This is a genomic window from Rhizocola hellebori (assembly GCF_016862955.1).
Taxonomy (GTDB): domain Bacteria; phylum Actinomycetota; class Actinomycetes; order Mycobacteriales; family Micromonosporaceae; genus Rhizocola; species Rhizocola hellebori.
In genome coordinates this window covers 47,309-62,742 of record NZ_BONY01000033.1, presented here as the reverse complement: position 1 = coordinate 62,742, position 15,434 = coordinate 47,309, and the positions used below count along the sequence as shown (strand labels likewise).

General features: G+C 64.6%; 16 protein-coding genes and 1 other RNA gene. 5 read left to right on the top strand and 12 right to left on the bottom strand.

Annotated features, from left to right (window positions below; all coding sequences use genetic code 11):
* Positions 1-92 precede the first annotated feature (92 nt).
* The 3 genes from Rhe02_RS25645 to Rhe02_RS25635 all read left to right on the top strand — a co-directional run bounded on the left by Rhe02_RS25645 (position 93) and on the right by Rhe02_RS25635 (position 3,488).
* Complete coding sequence (locus Rhe02_RS25645; RefSeq protein ID WP_203910945.1) at positions 93-2,468, top strand: immune inhibitor A domain-containing protein; 2,376 nt, start codon at positions 93-95, stop codon at positions 2,466-2,468.
* Positions 2,469-2,661: 193 nt separating this feature from the next.
* A complete protein-coding gene (locus tag Rhe02_RS25640; RefSeq protein WP_203910903.1) occupies positions 2,662-3,081 on the top strand; it encodes a hypothetical protein in 420 nt (139 codons plus the stop codon).
* Complete coding sequence (locus Rhe02_RS25635) at positions 3,078-3,488, top strand: hypothetical protein (RefSeq protein ID WP_203910902.1); 411 nt, start codon at positions 3,078-3,080, stop codon at positions 3,486-3,488. Before Rhe02_RS25640 ends, Rhe02_RS25635 begins: the two co-directional genes overlap by 4 nt.
* A gap of 64 nt (positions 3,489-3,552) precedes the next feature.
* Here Rhe02_RS25635 and Rhe02_RS25630 read toward each other — a convergent pair whose 3' ends face one another.
* The 12 genes from Rhe02_RS25630 to prfB all read right to left on the bottom strand — a co-directional run bounded on the left by Rhe02_RS25630 (position 3,553) and on the right by prfB (position 12,782).
* Entirely contained in the window at positions 3,553-4,158 is a 606-nt protein-coding gene (locus Rhe02_RS25630) for a helix-turn-helix transcriptional regulator (protein ID WP_203910901.1), read from the bottom strand.
* Entirely contained in the window at positions 4,128-4,493 is a 366-nt protein-coding gene (locus Rhe02_RS25625; protein ID WP_203910900.1) for a hypothetical protein, read from the bottom strand. The genes Rhe02_RS25630 and Rhe02_RS25625 overlap by 31 nt, the downstream gene beginning before the upstream one ends.
* A gap of 41 nt (positions 4,494-4,534) precedes the next feature.
* Positions 4,535-5,050, bottom strand: a complete 516-nt coding sequence (locus Rhe02_RS25620; protein ID WP_203910899.1) for a hypothetical protein — start codon at positions 5,048-5,050, stop codon at positions 4,535-4,537.
* A 157-nt stretch (positions 5,051-5,207) separates the two neighbouring features.
* Positions 5,208-5,584, bottom strand: a transfer-messenger RNA (tmRNA) gene (gene ssrA, locus Rhe02_RS25615).
* A gap of 58 nt (positions 5,585-5,642) precedes the next feature.
* A complete protein-coding gene (locus Rhe02_RS25610) occupies positions 5,643-6,239 on the bottom strand; it encodes a hypothetical protein (protein ID WP_203910898.1) in 597 nt (198 codons plus the stop codon).
* Positions 6,221-7,288, bottom strand: a complete 1,068-nt coding sequence (locus Rhe02_RS25605; RefSeq protein WP_203910897.1) for an SRPBCC domain-containing protein — start codon at positions 7,286-7,288, stop codon at positions 6,221-6,223. Before Rhe02_RS25605 ends, Rhe02_RS25610 begins: the two co-directional genes overlap by 19 nt.
* A 9-nt stretch (positions 7,289-7,297) precedes the next feature.
* On the bottom strand, positions 7,298-8,023 hold the full coding sequence (locus Rhe02_RS25600) for a cellulose binding domain-containing protein (RefSeq protein ID WP_203910896.1): 726 nt from the start codon (positions 8,021-8,023) through the stop codon (positions 7,298-7,300).
* 110 nt (positions 8,024-8,133) lie between these two features.
* Positions 8,134-8,610 carry an SsrA-binding protein SmpB gene (gene smpB, locus Rhe02_RS25595; protein ID WP_203910895.1) on the bottom strand — a complete coding sequence of 159 codons (477 nt, stop codon included), beginning with the start codon at positions 8,608-8,610 and terminating at the stop codon, positions 8,134-8,136.
* Positions 8,611-8,673: 63 nt separating this feature from the next.
* The gene (locus Rhe02_RS25590) at positions 8,674-9,909 is read right to left on the bottom strand and encodes a M23 family metallopeptidase (RefSeq protein ID WP_203910894.1); all 1,236 of its coding nucleotides are present in this window, start codon (positions 9,907-9,909) and stop codon (positions 8,674-8,676) included.
* A 79-nt stretch (positions 9,910-9,988) separates the two neighbouring features.
* On the bottom strand, positions 9,989-10,864 hold the full coding sequence (ftsX, locus tag Rhe02_RS25585) for a permease-like cell division protein FtsX (protein WP_203910893.1): 876 nt from the start codon (positions 10,862-10,864) through the stop codon (positions 9,989-9,991).
* Positions 10,865-10,919: 55 nt separating this feature from the next.
* Positions 10,920-11,600 (bottom strand): cell division ATP-binding protein FtsE, encoded by a 681-nt coding sequence (ftsE, locus tag Rhe02_RS25580; RefSeq protein WP_203910892.1) that lies wholly within the window; start codon positions 11,598-11,600, stop codon positions 10,920-10,922.
* A 69-nt stretch (positions 11,601-11,669) separates the two neighbouring features.
* Complete coding sequence (gene prfB, locus Rhe02_RS25575) at positions 11,670-12,782, bottom strand: peptide chain release factor 2 (RefSeq protein ID WP_203910891.1); 1,113 nt, start codon at positions 12,780-12,782, stop codon at positions 11,670-11,672.
* A 98-nt stretch (positions 12,783-12,880) separates the two neighbouring features.
* Between prfB and Rhe02_RS25570 the strand changes: the two genes are divergently transcribed.
* Together Rhe02_RS25570 and Rhe02_RS25565 are read left to right on the top strand one after the other, a co-directional pair.
* Positions 12,881-14,065: an ROK family transcriptional regulator gene (locus tag Rhe02_RS25570; protein ID WP_203910890.1), complete on the top strand. Its 1,185-nt coding sequence runs from the start codon at positions 12,881-12,883 to the stop codon at positions 14,063-14,065.
* 58 nt (positions 14,066-14,123) lie between these two features.
* Positions 14,124-15,434, top strand: a complete 1,311-nt coding sequence (locus tag Rhe02_RS25565; protein ID WP_203910889.1) for an extracellular solute-binding protein — start codon at positions 14,124-14,126, stop codon at positions 15,432-15,434.

Genomic DNA, 15,434 nt, shown 5'->3' with positions numbered 1-15,434 from the left:
GGAAGACAACAGTCCTGGCCTAGCTTCGGGGCCTCTCCCCTCCACCCCGAGGGGTTCAACCCCCTTCCGGAGGCACCATGCGCAAAATCGCCGTGGGGATGCTCGGAGTGACATTGGCAGCGCTGAGCCCAACCCTGGGTTCCGCGGCCAACGCCACACCGGGTGTCACCACACCGAACGCGGTTACAGCGACCGGGGAACCGGCACTGATTTCCGACGAGTTGTCCAACCCGTCGGAAGCAAAGCGCCGTGAGCTACGCGAGGAGGCACTCTCCCAGGTCATCAATGGGACCAAGAAGGCCGAGAAGCGTGGCGCCAGCACCGTTGTCAAACTCGGAAAGAAAGGCCCGAAGGGCACACCTTCGGGTGGGGACCAGTACGTCGAGCTCGCTCGCGAGGCGACCGACCGGGTCTTTGTCATTCTCGCCGAGTTTGGCAACACGCGGCACCCGAGCTACCCGGACCAGGACACCGATGCGGCAACCCCTGGCCCGGCCCGTTTCGACGGACCGCTGCGCAACGAGATCCCCGCGCCCGACCGCGCGGTGGACAATTCCACGAACTGGCGGCCTGACTACAACCAGGCTTACTTCGAGCAGATGTATTTCGGCTCGGGCGCAGGCGTGGAATCGCTCAAAACCTACTACGAGAGCCAGTCTTCGGGCCGTTACAGCGTGAACGGCACGGTGACGAACTGGGTCAAGGTGCCTTACAACGAGGCGCGCTATGGCCGGTCAAACGGCTTCCCGTGTGGGAGCAACGTCTGCACCAACACCTGGGCACTGGTCCGCGACGCGGCCAACCAGTGGTATGCAGACCAATTGGCCTCCGGCCGTTCCGCCGCCGACGTCAACGCCGAGCTTGCCACGTTCGACCAGTGGGACCGCTACGACTTTGACGGCGATGGCAACTTCAACGAGTCGGATGGCTACATCGACCACTTCCAGATCGTTCACTCCGGAGGCGACCAAGCCGACGGTGACCCTTTCCAGGGTGAGGACGCGATCTGGAGTCACCGCTGGGCCACCTTCCAGAACCTGATCGGCAGCGCCGGTCCGGTGAACAACCTGAACGGTGGCAACCAGATCGGCACCTCGGGAATCTGGATCTACGACTACACGATCCAGCCTGAGAACGGCGGCCGTAGCGTGTTCTTCCACGAGTACGGTCACGACCTGGGCCTGCCGGACGACTACAACGTCCTCAGCGGCGGTGACAACAACAGCGAGTACTGGACGCTCATGGCGCAAAGCCGCCTGGGCGCCGCGGGTGAACAGAGCATCGGCGACCGGGCCGGTGACCTGGGTGCGTGGAACAAGCTGCAACTGGGCTGGCTGAACTATGCAACGGTTCAGGCGGGCTCCGGCCAGCAGACCATCAACCTGGGCCCGGAGGAATACAACTCGGCCAAGCCACAGGCACTAGTGGTAACACTGCCTAAGAAACCTGTTGTCACCCAACTCGGCGCGCCGGCCTCCGGTGCGAAACAGTGGTTCAGTGGCGATGCAAATGGCCTGGAGAACACGCTGACCAGGCAAGTAACGCTGCCGGCAGGCTCGGCGAGCCTGACCTTCAAAGCCCGCTGGGACATCGAAGACTGCGGCCCCGACCCGTGCGACTATGCATACGTTGAGGTCAGCACCGACAGTGGTGCCCACTGGACGGCGATCCCCGGCAACATCACCAAGGTGGACGAAGGCAACGGCATCGACGGTGTGCAGGCGGCTTACACGCCGGCTTCCTTCGATCTGTCCGCCTACGCCAACCAAACCATCGGGTTGCGATTCCGCTACTCCACCGACACCGCGGCCGCCGGCAACGACGGCGCATTGCCAAACGGCATCTTCATCGATGACATCAACCTCACCGCTGGTGGGGCCACGGTGCTCAGCGATGGGGCGGAGAGTGGCGACAATGGCTGGACCCTCAGCGGTTTCACCGCTGCTGGTGCCAGCTTCACGACGATGTACGACCATTTCTACATCGCAGGAAACCGTTCCTACGTTTCCTACGACAGGTATCTCCAGACCGGCCCGTATTACTTCGGGTACGGCGCGGCACTGCCAGACAAGGTGGACCACTTCTCGTACCAGCAGGGTCTTTTGATCTCCTACTGGGACAGGTCATACAACGACAACGACACCTTCGCACACCCTGGCAGTGGCCGAAACCTGTACATCGACGCGCATCCCCAGCCGCAGCTGCGGGCCGACGGCGCATACTGGCGCGCTCGCGTTCAGGTATTTGACGCACCGTTCGGCCTCACCGCGGTGCCAGGTTTCGACCTGCACCAGAACGGCGTGCTCATGCACGTCAACGGCAGCAACGCCCAGCCGGTCTTCGATGACGGCCGGACCTACTGGTATCCCGAGCTGCCAAACCATGGCGTGATTCTTCCCGCGGTCGGCGTGAAGATCATTGTCCAGTCGGTGAGCGGCACCACGATGAAGGTCAAGGTCATGTCCTGACCTGACTCGGTAAAACAGGCGGCGCCCGGGGCAACCCGGGCGCCGTTTTGTCCACAGTGGACATTTCGCGTCGCGCTCGACTTCGAACAACTTCACGCTTGAACAGGGTGTTTTCTCTGGCTGGAAATGTTCTTGCCGGAGGAATGTAAATCGCTGATCCTACGTGCAAACGTCTACATAGGAGGATTGCGATTTGAGGAACATGTTACGGGCAGCCGTTTCTGTCGCGGCGGTGGCGATGTGTATAGCGGTCGTGCAGGCACCGGCGATGGCCAAGACGGCCTCCGGGGTCGACGAAAACTTCTGGGCCGGTTGCGACGCGTCGCTCTATGTATCGGACTCTGTTATCGGCTCGCCCGGCAAGATTGAGGCCTGGGGCGGCTGGAGCTGCCCGAGCCCGGCCGTGTGGGGTGGCGTTCTCACCATCGATCTGTACCGGAACGGCACCAAGGTAGCTTCACAGGCGAAGAACTACGACAAGTTTGCGGCCACCGGGCACGGCGAGGTCACCGCCACCAACATTGCCGGAAGCCAGAACTGGTACGCGAAACTGTGGATGTCAGGCGCGATCTACGCGGAGGTCCGGATCACCACCGGGACGATCGCGTCATGAAGCGGCTGGCGATCGTCGTGGTGACTGTGCTCGCGGCCCTGGTGTCGACAGCGATGCCGGCTTCGGCCGTGTCATCGGGCAACTCCAAGAACAACTTCTTCCGGGAGTGCAGTGCGACCGTCGTGGTTAGTGACACCACTACACCCGGCAAGGTCGAGGGCTACGGCGGATGGGGTTGCGCTGCCACGAGCGGGTTCTGCCCTGGGTATCTGGTGGTGACCATCTCGTACAACGGTCAAGAAGTGATCCGCACGCAGAAGAACACTGGGCCGCTGACCTGCCCGACCACCTGGTCCGCCTCGGTCACCTATCCCGACTGGTCGACGGTCGACGGCTATCGCGCATCGATCATCGTGAAGGGACCGTATACGAATTTCACGCTTTGGACTGGAACGATCTACACCTGAGGCGCGATAGCGATTGCTGCTCCATCCGCGGATGGAGCAGCATGACTAATGGCGAAGTGGGTGTTCACCGATCAGATTTTTGTGTCTGTTCAGCCGACCACGCCATGCCCAGCTCGAATCGGGTAGCCACCCGATAGTGGGCCATAGCCTCGGCGATGCGCCGCTCCACGGTGCGCTGCGAAGTGTTGTGCGCTGTGGCGATATCACGGTCGGTCATGCCCAGCGACAGCATGCGCAGCACATCAAGCCACTCCCGCACGGGCTCGCGGTAGGGCACAGCGCCTGCCCAGACCAGCTCGGCGTAGGCGGCGGTCACGGCCCGGACCGCGGGATCGCGGACAATCATGATGCTGGTCGGCGGATGCTCGCCCCACACGACAGGCAAGGCACACAACACTTCCGGGTCCGAGTAAAGCCAGGTGTCGACATTTCGGGCCAGTCGCAGGTTCACACCTGCTCCGGTCAGGAGGCTCATCACCCTGCGATCCTCATCGGTAATCACCACGGAGGCCGGAATCACCGCTCGCGACTGGCTCATCCCCTTCCGGTAGGGCGTGACCGCGTCCGCCAGGGTAGGTGCGATCACATCGCGTACGACATCCAGGGTCGGGTAGAGATTCAGCGGCGCCTTCGGAGGGGTCAGGGCGGCGTGCCGGGCCCAGGCCGCCACTGCTGCTCATGACCGTGGACAAGTTCGGCGTCGATCACCACAGCAGTGTTTCCCCCACGCTGCCACTCCCGGGTGAGGTCCGGCAGCAACGTGACTAGCTCCGCCAGTGCGGCGGCTTGCGCCTCCACGGCCCGATCTGGAGCGTGATACAAGATCCGGTCTCCGGACAGCTCGATGAATCCGGACCGCACCAACCGTTCCAGCACCCCATCGAGGTCGCTGGTCGGCAGGCCACGCAGCCCCCGCAACTCCGGCAACGTCTGTGGCCGCGATCGCAGCAGCGTTGCCAGGACGCGCAGAGCCGCAGGGTCGCCGCCCAAACTTGATCCCGCCATGGGCACCAGACTCTAGCGCCCGATGACCTCGATAACCAGGCTTAACCAAGGAGCTTGGCCGCAAAAGCTTTCTCTTTGTCAAGAGACGCCCGTGACGTTATGACAAGCAGGAGGGTGCCCTTGCGCGCCCCGATGGTGTTCGTGTCGATGCCAGCGGCGGTCGTCAACACGCTTGAGAACGCCTGATCACCCAGGCCGCTGAGGTCGGTCACCTTCCGTCCGCCGACGCTATGGCCGGACTTCACCGCATTGAACTCCGCGGTCGTAGGCATCTTTTCGAAGTGGATGCTGGCGAGGCCAACCTCCGGCGCGACGTAGTTGCAGGTGCGGTCCTTCGTTTTGCCGCTGACGACGAGGTTGCCGTAGTCGAATCCGAGCTCGGCCTTCACCGTCTCGGAGGTCGGGCACTCAGGGAGGGCCGCACTCTGACTCGATGAAGTGGTCTTGCCGGCCGATGCGGGTGGCGGATTGCTGGCGTTCTTGTCGGACGTGGACGAGCAACCCGCACCGCTCAGGGCAATGGCGACAAGCGCAACGGCGATCAAACTGCGTGACATGCGAGCACGTTAGTGAATCGTCTGAGACTGCCACCAGACCTGCGGTTGTCGAGATCAAGACTGGGTTCGCGACATGGCGGATTCCCGCCACCCCGACGGGAGCTGCACACGCCAAAAACCCCGGCTACTGCGAGCCGGGGTTTGACTAACGACCATCTGGTGGAGGTGCCGGGAATCGAACCCGGGTCCATCGCGGCTTTGCCAGGGCTTCTCCGAGCGCAGCTTGCTGTGCCTCTACTCGGCCCCTCCGATCACGCAAGCAAGTCGGTGTGACGGGCCCAGTCGGGATTAATCTCGCCGCATTAGCCCCCCGACGGGGCTAAATTGGCCAGCCCATTAACTGATGCCGGATACTGGGCCATGGGCACTCCCAGTCCGACAGACCCGCGTCTCGCCTAGGCGGCGAGAGCGAAGTCGCGCTTCACGTTAGTGTTGGCGCTTATTGGTTTTCCGACGACCGATTCTCGAGACGACGTCGGCTTCCTCGGCTCGCTTCTCCTGCCTCTGCTCACAATGTCGAAACCTGTCACCCCCTGATGGATTGATCCGTCTAGCCTAACGCGTGAGCTAAGCGAAGTCATTCCGGTATCCACTAAGACGCGCTGCAAGCCCGTCCGTCGATGGTGCACGCGGTGACCGATTTTCCCAGCGCCAGCAATGCCGGAAAGCGCACGGTAAAGACCACTGTCTTGTCCGCGACCCGCACTGGGGTCAACGTCACAGTAGTGCCGTTTTGTGTCATCTTGACCTGATCGGTGGAGCGGTTCTCCACCACCCGGTCCGCGGGCATGGTGAGCACGAGCTGCCAGTTGGCCTCGCCCGGGTTGGTGACCGTGACCTCGGTGTCGAATCCGCCGAGGCCCAGCAGAGCGATGGTCTTGTAGGAGGCCAAGGTGCCTCCGGCGGGCGCGCTCGGCCCGGCTCCGGCCAGCGGCGACGCGGCGGGGGTGGTGGGCGAGGTCGTCGGGCGAGGCTGCGTTCCCGGTGAAGAACCGGGTGGACCCGACTGGGCTGCGGTTTGCAGGCCGAGCCGATCGTCGTAGGTGAAGTCCTGCGGGCTGGCGGCCGGGCCGGAATTGAGCAGCACAGCGGCGGTGGTGGCGATCAACACGACGAGCACGGCAGAGCCGATGACGCTGATCAGGCGGACCCGGCGGTCCGTCGGCAGGTTCAGACGAGGCCAGCGCATGGCACTTCGTTCACGCTGCAGGCGATCGGCATGCCCAGATCGACCACCTCGCCGACCTGGAAGAAGAAGGTGAACTGCGCTCCCTTGGAAACGCTTTGATGCGCCAAGCCCGGGGTGAACGTCACGTGCCGGCCGTTCTGCCGAAAATCGATCTGATCCCAAGCGCTTGTCACGGTCGCCCCCTGCGGCAGCTCGACGGTGGCGGTCCAGTCGGTGACGGGCTGTGGACCGGCCTGAATGGTGATCGCCCCAATGTAGCCAAGTTCCGAGTCGGAATCAGTGCGGTAACTGGCCAGCAGCGGGGACGCCAGCGAGGCGGAGGCGCTGGGCCCTGGGCGGCCCGCCCGCGACGGTGTCGGCTGGCGGGATCTTCCGGTCGCGCTGACCCCGGGCTGGACTGCGGTGGCCGGCCCGCGGGCCGAGGTCGCGATGGCGGCGGGGAGATCGGGTTGGCTCAACATCATGGTGGCGAAGGTGCTCGCGATCAGTACCGTCAAAATCATCGCCCCTAAAATCGAGAGCACTCCCACCCGCCAGCGAGGCTTTTCCTTAGGCATGATTTTTTGGGGTACGGGCAAAGGCGCCCTCACCACCGGCTGAGCTTGAACCTTCTCCGGTGCCGGGGCAACCTCGGCCGCAGCAAGCCGTTCCAGCAGCACGGGAAGCCGCTGTTGGAACAAAAACTCATATGTGCCAAGGATTTCGGCCCGGCGGCGTTCGCTCTCCAGACCGAGAAAGCCGGTCTGGGAAACCAGCAGGCGCGACCCGTCACCGGTCTCGGTCAGCTCCCAGCTGACCTCGGCGTGCAGCTGCTCCCCGCGAAATCTCATCACGAGCCGTTGCGGGACAAGCACTGTGACGACATCGATGGCAAAGGCGGCGGTGAACCCGGAAAGTCCCGGCGGCGGGAAGGCTCGGTAGGCACCCCCGGCTACCGGCTCGAGATCGGTGGGCATGAACCACTCGCCCAGCCACCGGCGGTCGGTCAGCGCCTTCCACACCACCTCCGCTGGGTACGGGAGATCGACCGTCGTCTGCACGTCACCCACGGTCGTCTATTATGCTGCGCCACCGAATTTTGTACAGGCGATGCCGTTTACCGTGCACGACTTCAGCGCGAATGCGCCAGAAGGCCTCTTGCCCTCGAAGGCGAACAGATAGGTGCGGCCCGGCGCGAGCATGCCACCCTGCGCCGGGGTGAAAACCCAGGCGTTGTTGGCATGGCCTTCGCGGTGTGCCGCCCAGGTCGCGGAGATGGTGGTGTTGGCGGGCAACTGGATGCGCAGGTTCCAGCTGGCCGGCGCCGACCCGCTGTTGTGCACCCAAACGTAGACGTCGTAGGAGTTGCGCCACGCGGCCACCCAGTAGACGGCGGCCAGCTCGCCTTCCTCGACCACCACGCCCCCGTCGATCGACGGTGTCGCCTCCGAGGACGCCACCACGATGGTGGGCTGGCCGGGCGGAGTCATCTGCGGAGCCGCCGCCGCGGATTTGGGTTTCGTCGATTGCTTTGGCGAAGTCTTCTCGGTGGGTTTTGGCGAATGCTCACCGAAACCGTCCACATAGCCCACTCCGAATGGGGCTGCTTCGCCCTGGGGTTGCACCATGGTCGGCGGAGAGTCGACGTGGGCGAGCGCGACGGCACCCGCCCCGGCCACCAGGAGCGAGGCCGTGGCCGCCCCGATCACGAGCGGTTTCTTGGCTCTGTCTCTTATGGAGGCGCTCAGGGACGGCTGCTCCGAACGCTCGGCCGCCGCCAGCTCTTCGACCGTTGCGGGACGCAACGCGCCTTCTGCAAATGGAGTCTCATGGTGATCCGGTCGATGTCTCCCCACGTTGGGGGACAGTACCGGCGAACGGCCGGTTGACACCATCGGACGATCGTCGCTGAGGGCTACCCGATGCCTTTGGATCTGCGCCCGAGCTCGCGGTTGATCTCCCGATTGGCGTCGCGTTTGGCCAGGTCCTGGCGCTTGTCGTAGTCCCGCTTACCGCGGGCGAGCCCCAGCTCGACCTTGGCCCAGCCATCCTTGAAATAAATCGATAAGGGGACCAGCGTCAATCCCGACTCGGCCAGCTTGTGGGTGAGCCGGTTGATTTCGAGGCGGTTGAGGAGAAGTTTGCGGGTGCGCCTCGGCTCGTGATTCGTCCACGTTCCCTGTGTGTATTCGGGAATGTGCATAGCGTGAAGATACAACTCTCCATCGCGCTCCTGCGCGAACGCGTCGACAAGCGAAGCGCGGCCCAGCCGCAGCGACTTCACCTCCGTGCCGGTCAGTTTCAGACCCGCTTCGAAGGTGTCGAGGATGGCGTAGTCGTGCCGCGCCTTGCGGTTGGACGCGACGACCTTGCGCCCCTTTTCCCGTGGCATGACCAATCCCTCCTCGTAAGCTGGGCAAGTCTACCGGCCGCCAGGCGGGGCGGTCGAATGAGATCAGCAGAGGCACCCGGGAAGCCAGCCGGCCGGATCGGTCGGATCCCCGTCGAGGCGCACCTCGAAGTGCAGATGGTCTCCGGTCGAGGCGCCCGTGGTCCCCACCCGGCCGATCAGCTGCCCACGGCTGACCCACTGCCCGTTGCTGACCAGAATGCTCGACTGATGCGCGTAGCACGTGGACAGGTTGCTGCCCTGGAAACTGCCGTGCGAAATGCACGTGTAGTTGCCATATCCGCCACGCCATCCCGCCGAGACGACCTGGCCGTCGGCAGCCGCGTAGATGGGGTCGCCGCCGCTGGCAGCGATGTCCATGCCGGCGTGCAGCTGCCACACCTGGTAGTAGGGGTCGTAGCGCTGCCCGAAGTCGCTGGACTTCCAGCCGCTGACCGGCATCAGCAGGCGCGCTCCAGGCTGCAGCACCGGCCCCGGCTTTCCGGCCTGTGCCTGAGCCGCTTCCCACGCCCGAAGTTCCGCCGCGATCCGCTCGCTTTCCCGTTTCGTCTCCTCGTGGCGCTGCAGCATCTCAGCGCGATAGGCCTCGGCCGCGGCCACCGCCTGCTCCTGCTGCTGTACCAGGGCCAGGGCGGCGCGTTCGGCAGCGTCGGCTTCGTCGCGGGCGCGGACAGCTTCCGCGGCGGCGACACGCGCCTGCGCCACGGCGTCGTCGGCCGCGCGTCTGGCCAGCCCGGCTTCGTTGGACACGTGCTTGGCGTCCCAGAGCGCGCCCACCAGCTGATCGACCGCCTCCTTCTTGGACTCGGCCACCTTCCTGGCGTAGCCGATGCGCTGGGCCAGCTGGGCCGGGCCGCCCGCGGCGATCAGAGCGTTGAACTCGGCGACATCGCCGCCGGCGTAGGTGGCGGCGGCGAACCGGCCAAGGCGCTCCCGGCCGTCCTGGACCCGGTCGGCCGCCACGTCATAGCGGCGTCCGGCCTGTTCGGAAGCGAGCCGCCTCTGTTCGGCGACGCGCTGGCTGGTGACGACCTCGTTTTCGGCTGCCGCGGCGGCTCCGCGCGCCTGCGCTGCGCGCTGCTGCGCCGCAGGCACGCTTTGGTTCAACTGGGCCAGCAGGGCTACGGCCTCCCGGGCGCTGGCTGACGCGGTCTCCAACAGGGCGCCGGTCTGAGCCAACTCGGCATCGATGCGCTTCTTGTCCTCGCGCGGGTCGGTGGGCTGGGCCCAGCCGATATTCACCAGCGCTAGCAGGATCAGGAGCAAAGGTTGAGCCCGCATGCAAGCACTCTATAGCTCGCATCCGGGCCCAATCCAGACAAATGGCAATAATGGCGCTTAAGGCAACGCGCGGCAGTAACTAGACGCGGATGTAGAAGCGCAGGGTGATCCAGGCGGTAACGGCGCTCACGATGCCGCCAGCACCTGCCAGGACCGGGAACATGATCAGCACATCGCCCCAGCTCACTGGCGTGAGCAGGTTGGTCAGCGCGGAGAGCGAGCCCTCCAGGAGGAAGACCTTGACGAAGATCAGCATGACACCGGCGAGCAGCGAGCCCAGCACCGCCGCGAACACAGCCTCAAGCACGAACGGCATCTGGATGAACCAGTTCGAGGCGCCGACCAGCTTCATCACCGAGACCTCGCGGCGCTTGCTGTAGGCGGCGACCTGAATCGTGTTGGCCACCAGCAGCAACGCCGCTATCCCCATCACGCCCGCCACCACCAGCGACAGGCTCTGGATGGCCCCGAGCACGTCGAACACCTTCGCCAGCAGCTTCTGCTGATCGACAATGCTCTGGACGCCGGGCAGCTCCTTGTAGTCGGTGTTGATCTGCTCGAACTTCGTCGGGTCCTTCAGGCTGACGCGGAACGACTCAGGCATCTCGGCCGGTCCCACCGACTCGACCATGTCCTGGGCGTCACTGAACATCTTCTTGAAGTTCTCGTACGCGAGCTCTTTGCTCTCGTAGAAGGACTCTTTGACGAGACCGTCGCCCGCGAGCTTGTCCTTGATCGCCGTTCGCTGCTCGTCGTTGATGTCGCCCTTGAGGTAGATCGACACCTCTACCTGCTGGTAGTAGTAGTCCTTCATGTCCTCGACCTGCAAGTACAACAGCAGGCTGGCGCCGAGCATGGACAGCGACACGGTCATCGTGATCATCATGGCGATGGTCATGGTGACGTTGCGCCAAAGCCCGATCAGGACCTCTTGTAATACGTATTTTGCGCGCATCGGGGGAATTACCTCCGGCTAGGACGGTCAGATCGTCGATTGGGGGTAGGCAGGCTCAGCCGTAGACGCCGCGTGCCTGGTCTCGGACGATCCGGCCGCCTTCGATTTCAATAACCCGGCGGCGCATCTGGTTCACGATGTTGGAGTCATGGGTGACCATGACGACGGTCGTACCGGTCCGGTTGATCCGGTCCAGCAGACGCATGATTTCGATCGACGTGTCGGGGTCGAGGTTTCCTGTGGGCTCGTCGGCCAGCAGGATCAGCGGGCGGTTGACGAAGGCCCGGGCCACGGCGACACGCTGCTGCTCACCACCGGACAGCTCGTGCGGGTAGCGGTGCTCCTTGCCGCCCAGACCCACCAGCTCCAGCACCTCGGGGACCACCCGGCGAGCCACCGCCTTGGACTTGCCGATCACCTCGAGGGCGAAGGCGACGTTCTCGTAGGCGGTCTTGTTCGGCAGCAGCCGGAAGTCCTGGAAGACGCAGCCGATGGAACGCCGGAAGCTGGGGATCTTCCAGGAACGCATGGCCGTGACGTCCTTGCCGTTCACGTTGATCTTGCCGCGGGTGGGCGTGATCTCGTGCAGCAACAGCTTGATGATGCTCGACTTTCCCGAGCCTGACGGACCGATGAAGAAGACAAAGTCACCCTTCTCGATCGACACAGACACGTCGTCCAGCGAGGGTCGCGACGCCTTCGGGTAGGTCTTTGTCACATGGTCGAGTCGAATCACGGGCGAGAGTCTACGCCGTCTCCGGCGATCACCAAGTACACCTGGGGCGTGATGACCGAATCACCCTTATTAAGAATCGGTCTGACGTTGCTTTCGCCACTTGATTCCTGCTTCGACGAAGTCGTCGATCTCCCCGTCGAAGACCGCGGACGGGTTCCCGGTCTCATATTCGGTGCGCAGGTCCTTGACCATCTGATAGGGATGCAGCACGTAGGAGCGCATCTGATCGCCCCACGAACCGGCCGCGTCGGTCTTGAGCCCCTCGAGCTTGGCCTGCTCCTCCTGGCGCTTGCGCTCGAGCAACCGGGCCTGCAACACCCGCAGCGCGGAAGCCTTGTTCTGCAGTTGCGACTTCTCGTTCTGGCAGGTGACCACGATGCCGGTGGGGATGTGGGTGATGCGCACCGCCGAGTCGGTGGTGTTGACGCTCTGCCCACCTGGGCCGCTTGACCGATAGACATCGACCCGAATGTCATTGTCTGGAATGTCGATGTGGTCGGTCTGCGCCACCACGGGAAGCACCTCGACCCCGGCAAAGCTGGTCTGCCTGCGCCCCTGGTTGTCGAATGGGCTGATTCTCACCAATCGGTGGGTACCCGACTCCACGCTCAAAGTCCCATATGCGTAAGGAGCCTTCACGGTGAAGGTGGCCGACTTGAGCCCGGCCTCCTCCGCGTACGAGGTGTCGTAGACCTCGGTGGCATAGCCGTGCCGTTCGGCCCAGCGCAGGTACATGCGCAGCAGCATCTCGGCGAAGTCGGCGGCATCCACGCCGCCCGCGCCGGCGCGGATGGCGACCAGGGCCTCACGTTCGTCGTACTCGCCCGACAGCAGCGTGCGCACCTCCATCTCCTCGATGGCCTTCGCCAGCGAGGTGATCTCGGTGCCGACCTCGGCCAGCGAGCCCGCATCTTCCTCGTCCTGGGCCAGCTCGAGCAGCACGCTCACGTCATCGACGCGGCGGCGCAGGCCGAGCAGGCGGTCGATTTCACTGTTCACATAGGACAGCCGGGAGGTGACGTCCTGGGCCTTGGCCTGGTCGTCCCAGAGATCGGGTGCCGAGGCGGCCGTCTCCAGCTCACCTTTGTCCTTGCGCAACTTGGCAAGGTCAAGCACGCCTTCGATGGATCGGAGCGTGGCATCGAGGTGTTTGATCTGGTCCGCGTAGTCGGCTGTCGTCACGACACAAGACTACAGAGAGGACGTCTCCCCTATTGACAGTGTTCCGGCCGGGGGCAATAGTAAGTCAGATTTCCTATCTATTCCCCCGGAGGCACTTCATGACGCGGCTGGCGGGCTCCTCGAAACTGCTTCGCGCCATGAACGAGAGTGCCACCCTGGCACTGCTGCTCGAGCGAGGCACCCTGACCCGCGCCGAGCTGCGCGAGCTTACCGGGCTGTCCAAGCCCACCACCTCCGACGTGCTGCGCACGCTGACCGGGGTCGGTTTCGCCACGGTCATCGGGCACACCAGCGGTGGCCCCGGGCCCAACGCCGAGATCTACGCCATCAATCCAAGCGCCGCTCACGTTGCGGCGCTGTCGATCCGCGACGTGACCGAGACCGCCCACCCCGCCGTGGGGGCGGCGCTTGGCGACCTTACCGGCAATGTTCTGGCCCGGGCCGAGTACGACCTGGAGCCTAGCGATCCAATCACGACAGTCGTCAGCACGGTGGAGGACCTGTGCCGCCGGGCCGGGCTCGATCGCGGCGCGGTGACCCACGTCCAGCTTGCGGTACCGGGCTCGTACGACCCGGCCGGCGACACCATCCGCCATATCGATGTAGCCGGCTGGAACCGTCCCGGGCTGGTCAGCGATCTCGCCGGCCGGCTCGACACCACGGTCGGGGCGGAAAACGACGTCAACCTGGCCGCCATCGCCGAACGGCATCGCGGCGTGGCGACCGGAACAGAGGGCTTCGCCCTGCTGTGGTTCGGGGCCGGGCTCGGCTGTGCCATCGATCTGGGCGACACCCTGCTGCGCGGTGTGTCCGGCGGCGCGGGCGAGCTGGGCTATGTGCCGGTCGGCCAGTCCGGCAAGGATCTCCAGGACCTGGTCGGCGGGCCGGCCGTGCTCGCGCTCGCCGCCGAGCACGGCTATCACGCCCGCACGCCCGAGGCGGCGGTCGCCGAAGCGGTGTCGCATGTGGACGGTCGCGCACGCACACCGGCCGACCCGTTTCTCAAGGAGCTGGCCGAGCGCATCGCCGTGGCGCTGGCCTCGGTGGCCGCGATCCTCGACCCTCCCCTTGTCGTGCTCGCCGGCGAGGTGGCCCAGGCCGGCGGCAGCGTGTTGCGAGATCTGGTAGCGGAGGCCTTTCACGGAGCCACCCCGCTGCGCACCCCGATCGCGGTGACCGCGTTGACCGACGACGCTGTCCTGCTCGGGGCGCTCGACGCCGGGCTGCGCGCGGTTCGCGACTCGCTCATCGACTCGCTACGCCACGCCCTGGCTCCGGCCTGATCGGCCGTTTTTCACGGGGGAACACCTTTTCCATCCCTTCCTCGCCAGGGAGTTCCCTATGCACCTTCTGAAGAAAATTCTGGCGGCCTCGGCGATCACGGCTCTGGCCGCGGGCTGCACGCCGTCGGCCAAGAACGATCCCATTGCCACCTCCGGTGTCGAACCCACCGGCGCCATCGAGTTCTGGCACCCCTTCACCGATCGGGAGGCCAAGGCGGTCGACGACCTCGTCAGCGACTTCCGCGCCAAGTTCCCGAAGGTCACCGTGACGGTCAAGGGCGAACAGGACGACGGCAAGATGATCCAGGCCATCGGGGCGGGCCAGGGCCCGGACGTGGCGATGAGCTACTCGACTGACATCGTGGGCCGCTTCTGCTCGTCGGGCGCCTGGATCGACCTGAACCAGTACATCCAGCGCGACAAGGTGGACCTCAACCGGTACCCCCAAGTGATAAAGACGTATACGGAGTACCGCAACAAACGATGCGCGATGCCGTTCCTGGCGGATGCCTACGGGCTCTACTACAACAAGAGCATCTTCTCTGACGCGAACGTGACGGCGCCGCCGAAGACGCTGGCGGAGCTGGCTGATCTCGCCAAGCGGCTGACCGTCAAGGACAAGGACGGCAAGCTGCAGCGGGTGGGATTCCTGCCGCTGTTCGGCTTCTACGAGAACTCGCCCTCACACCTGGGCCCGATGGTCGGGGCCAGCTGGCTCAAGCCCGACGGCACCTCGAACATCGGCAGCGATCCGAAGTGGACAGAGCTCATCAAGTGGCAGAAGGAGCTGGTCGACTGGTACGGCTACGACAAGCTGGAGGAGTTCCGCGCCGGGCTCGGCGACGAGTGGTCCGCCGAGAACGCCTTCCAGCAGGGCAAGGTGGCCATGAACATCGACGGCGAGTGGCGTCTCGCGTTCCTCAAGGACCAGGCGCCCGAAGTGAAGTACGGTGTCACCTCGCTGCCGGTCAACGACATGAGCCGCTCCGGTGCGGGTTACACCACCGGAAACGTGATCGGCGTGGCGAAGACCTCGGCCAACCAGGAAGCCGCCTGGGCGCTGATCCGCTTCCTCACCACGGAAACCAGCTCGATCGTCAAGCTGTGCAACGGGATTCGCAACTTGCCCAGCACCACCGACGCCAGGCAGAGCAAGGATCTCGTGGTCGACGACAACTACCGGGTCTTCCTCGACATCCACGCCAACCCGAACACGAGCACCACCCCGCCCAGTTCGGTGGGCGCCGCCTATCAGGACGAGTTCTCCGCCTTCCTGCAGCAATATCAATCGGGCGAGGCGGCCGATCTGGCCGGCGGGCTCAAGAAGGTCGACGACCAGATCAATAATCTGATCAAGCTCGCGGGCTGA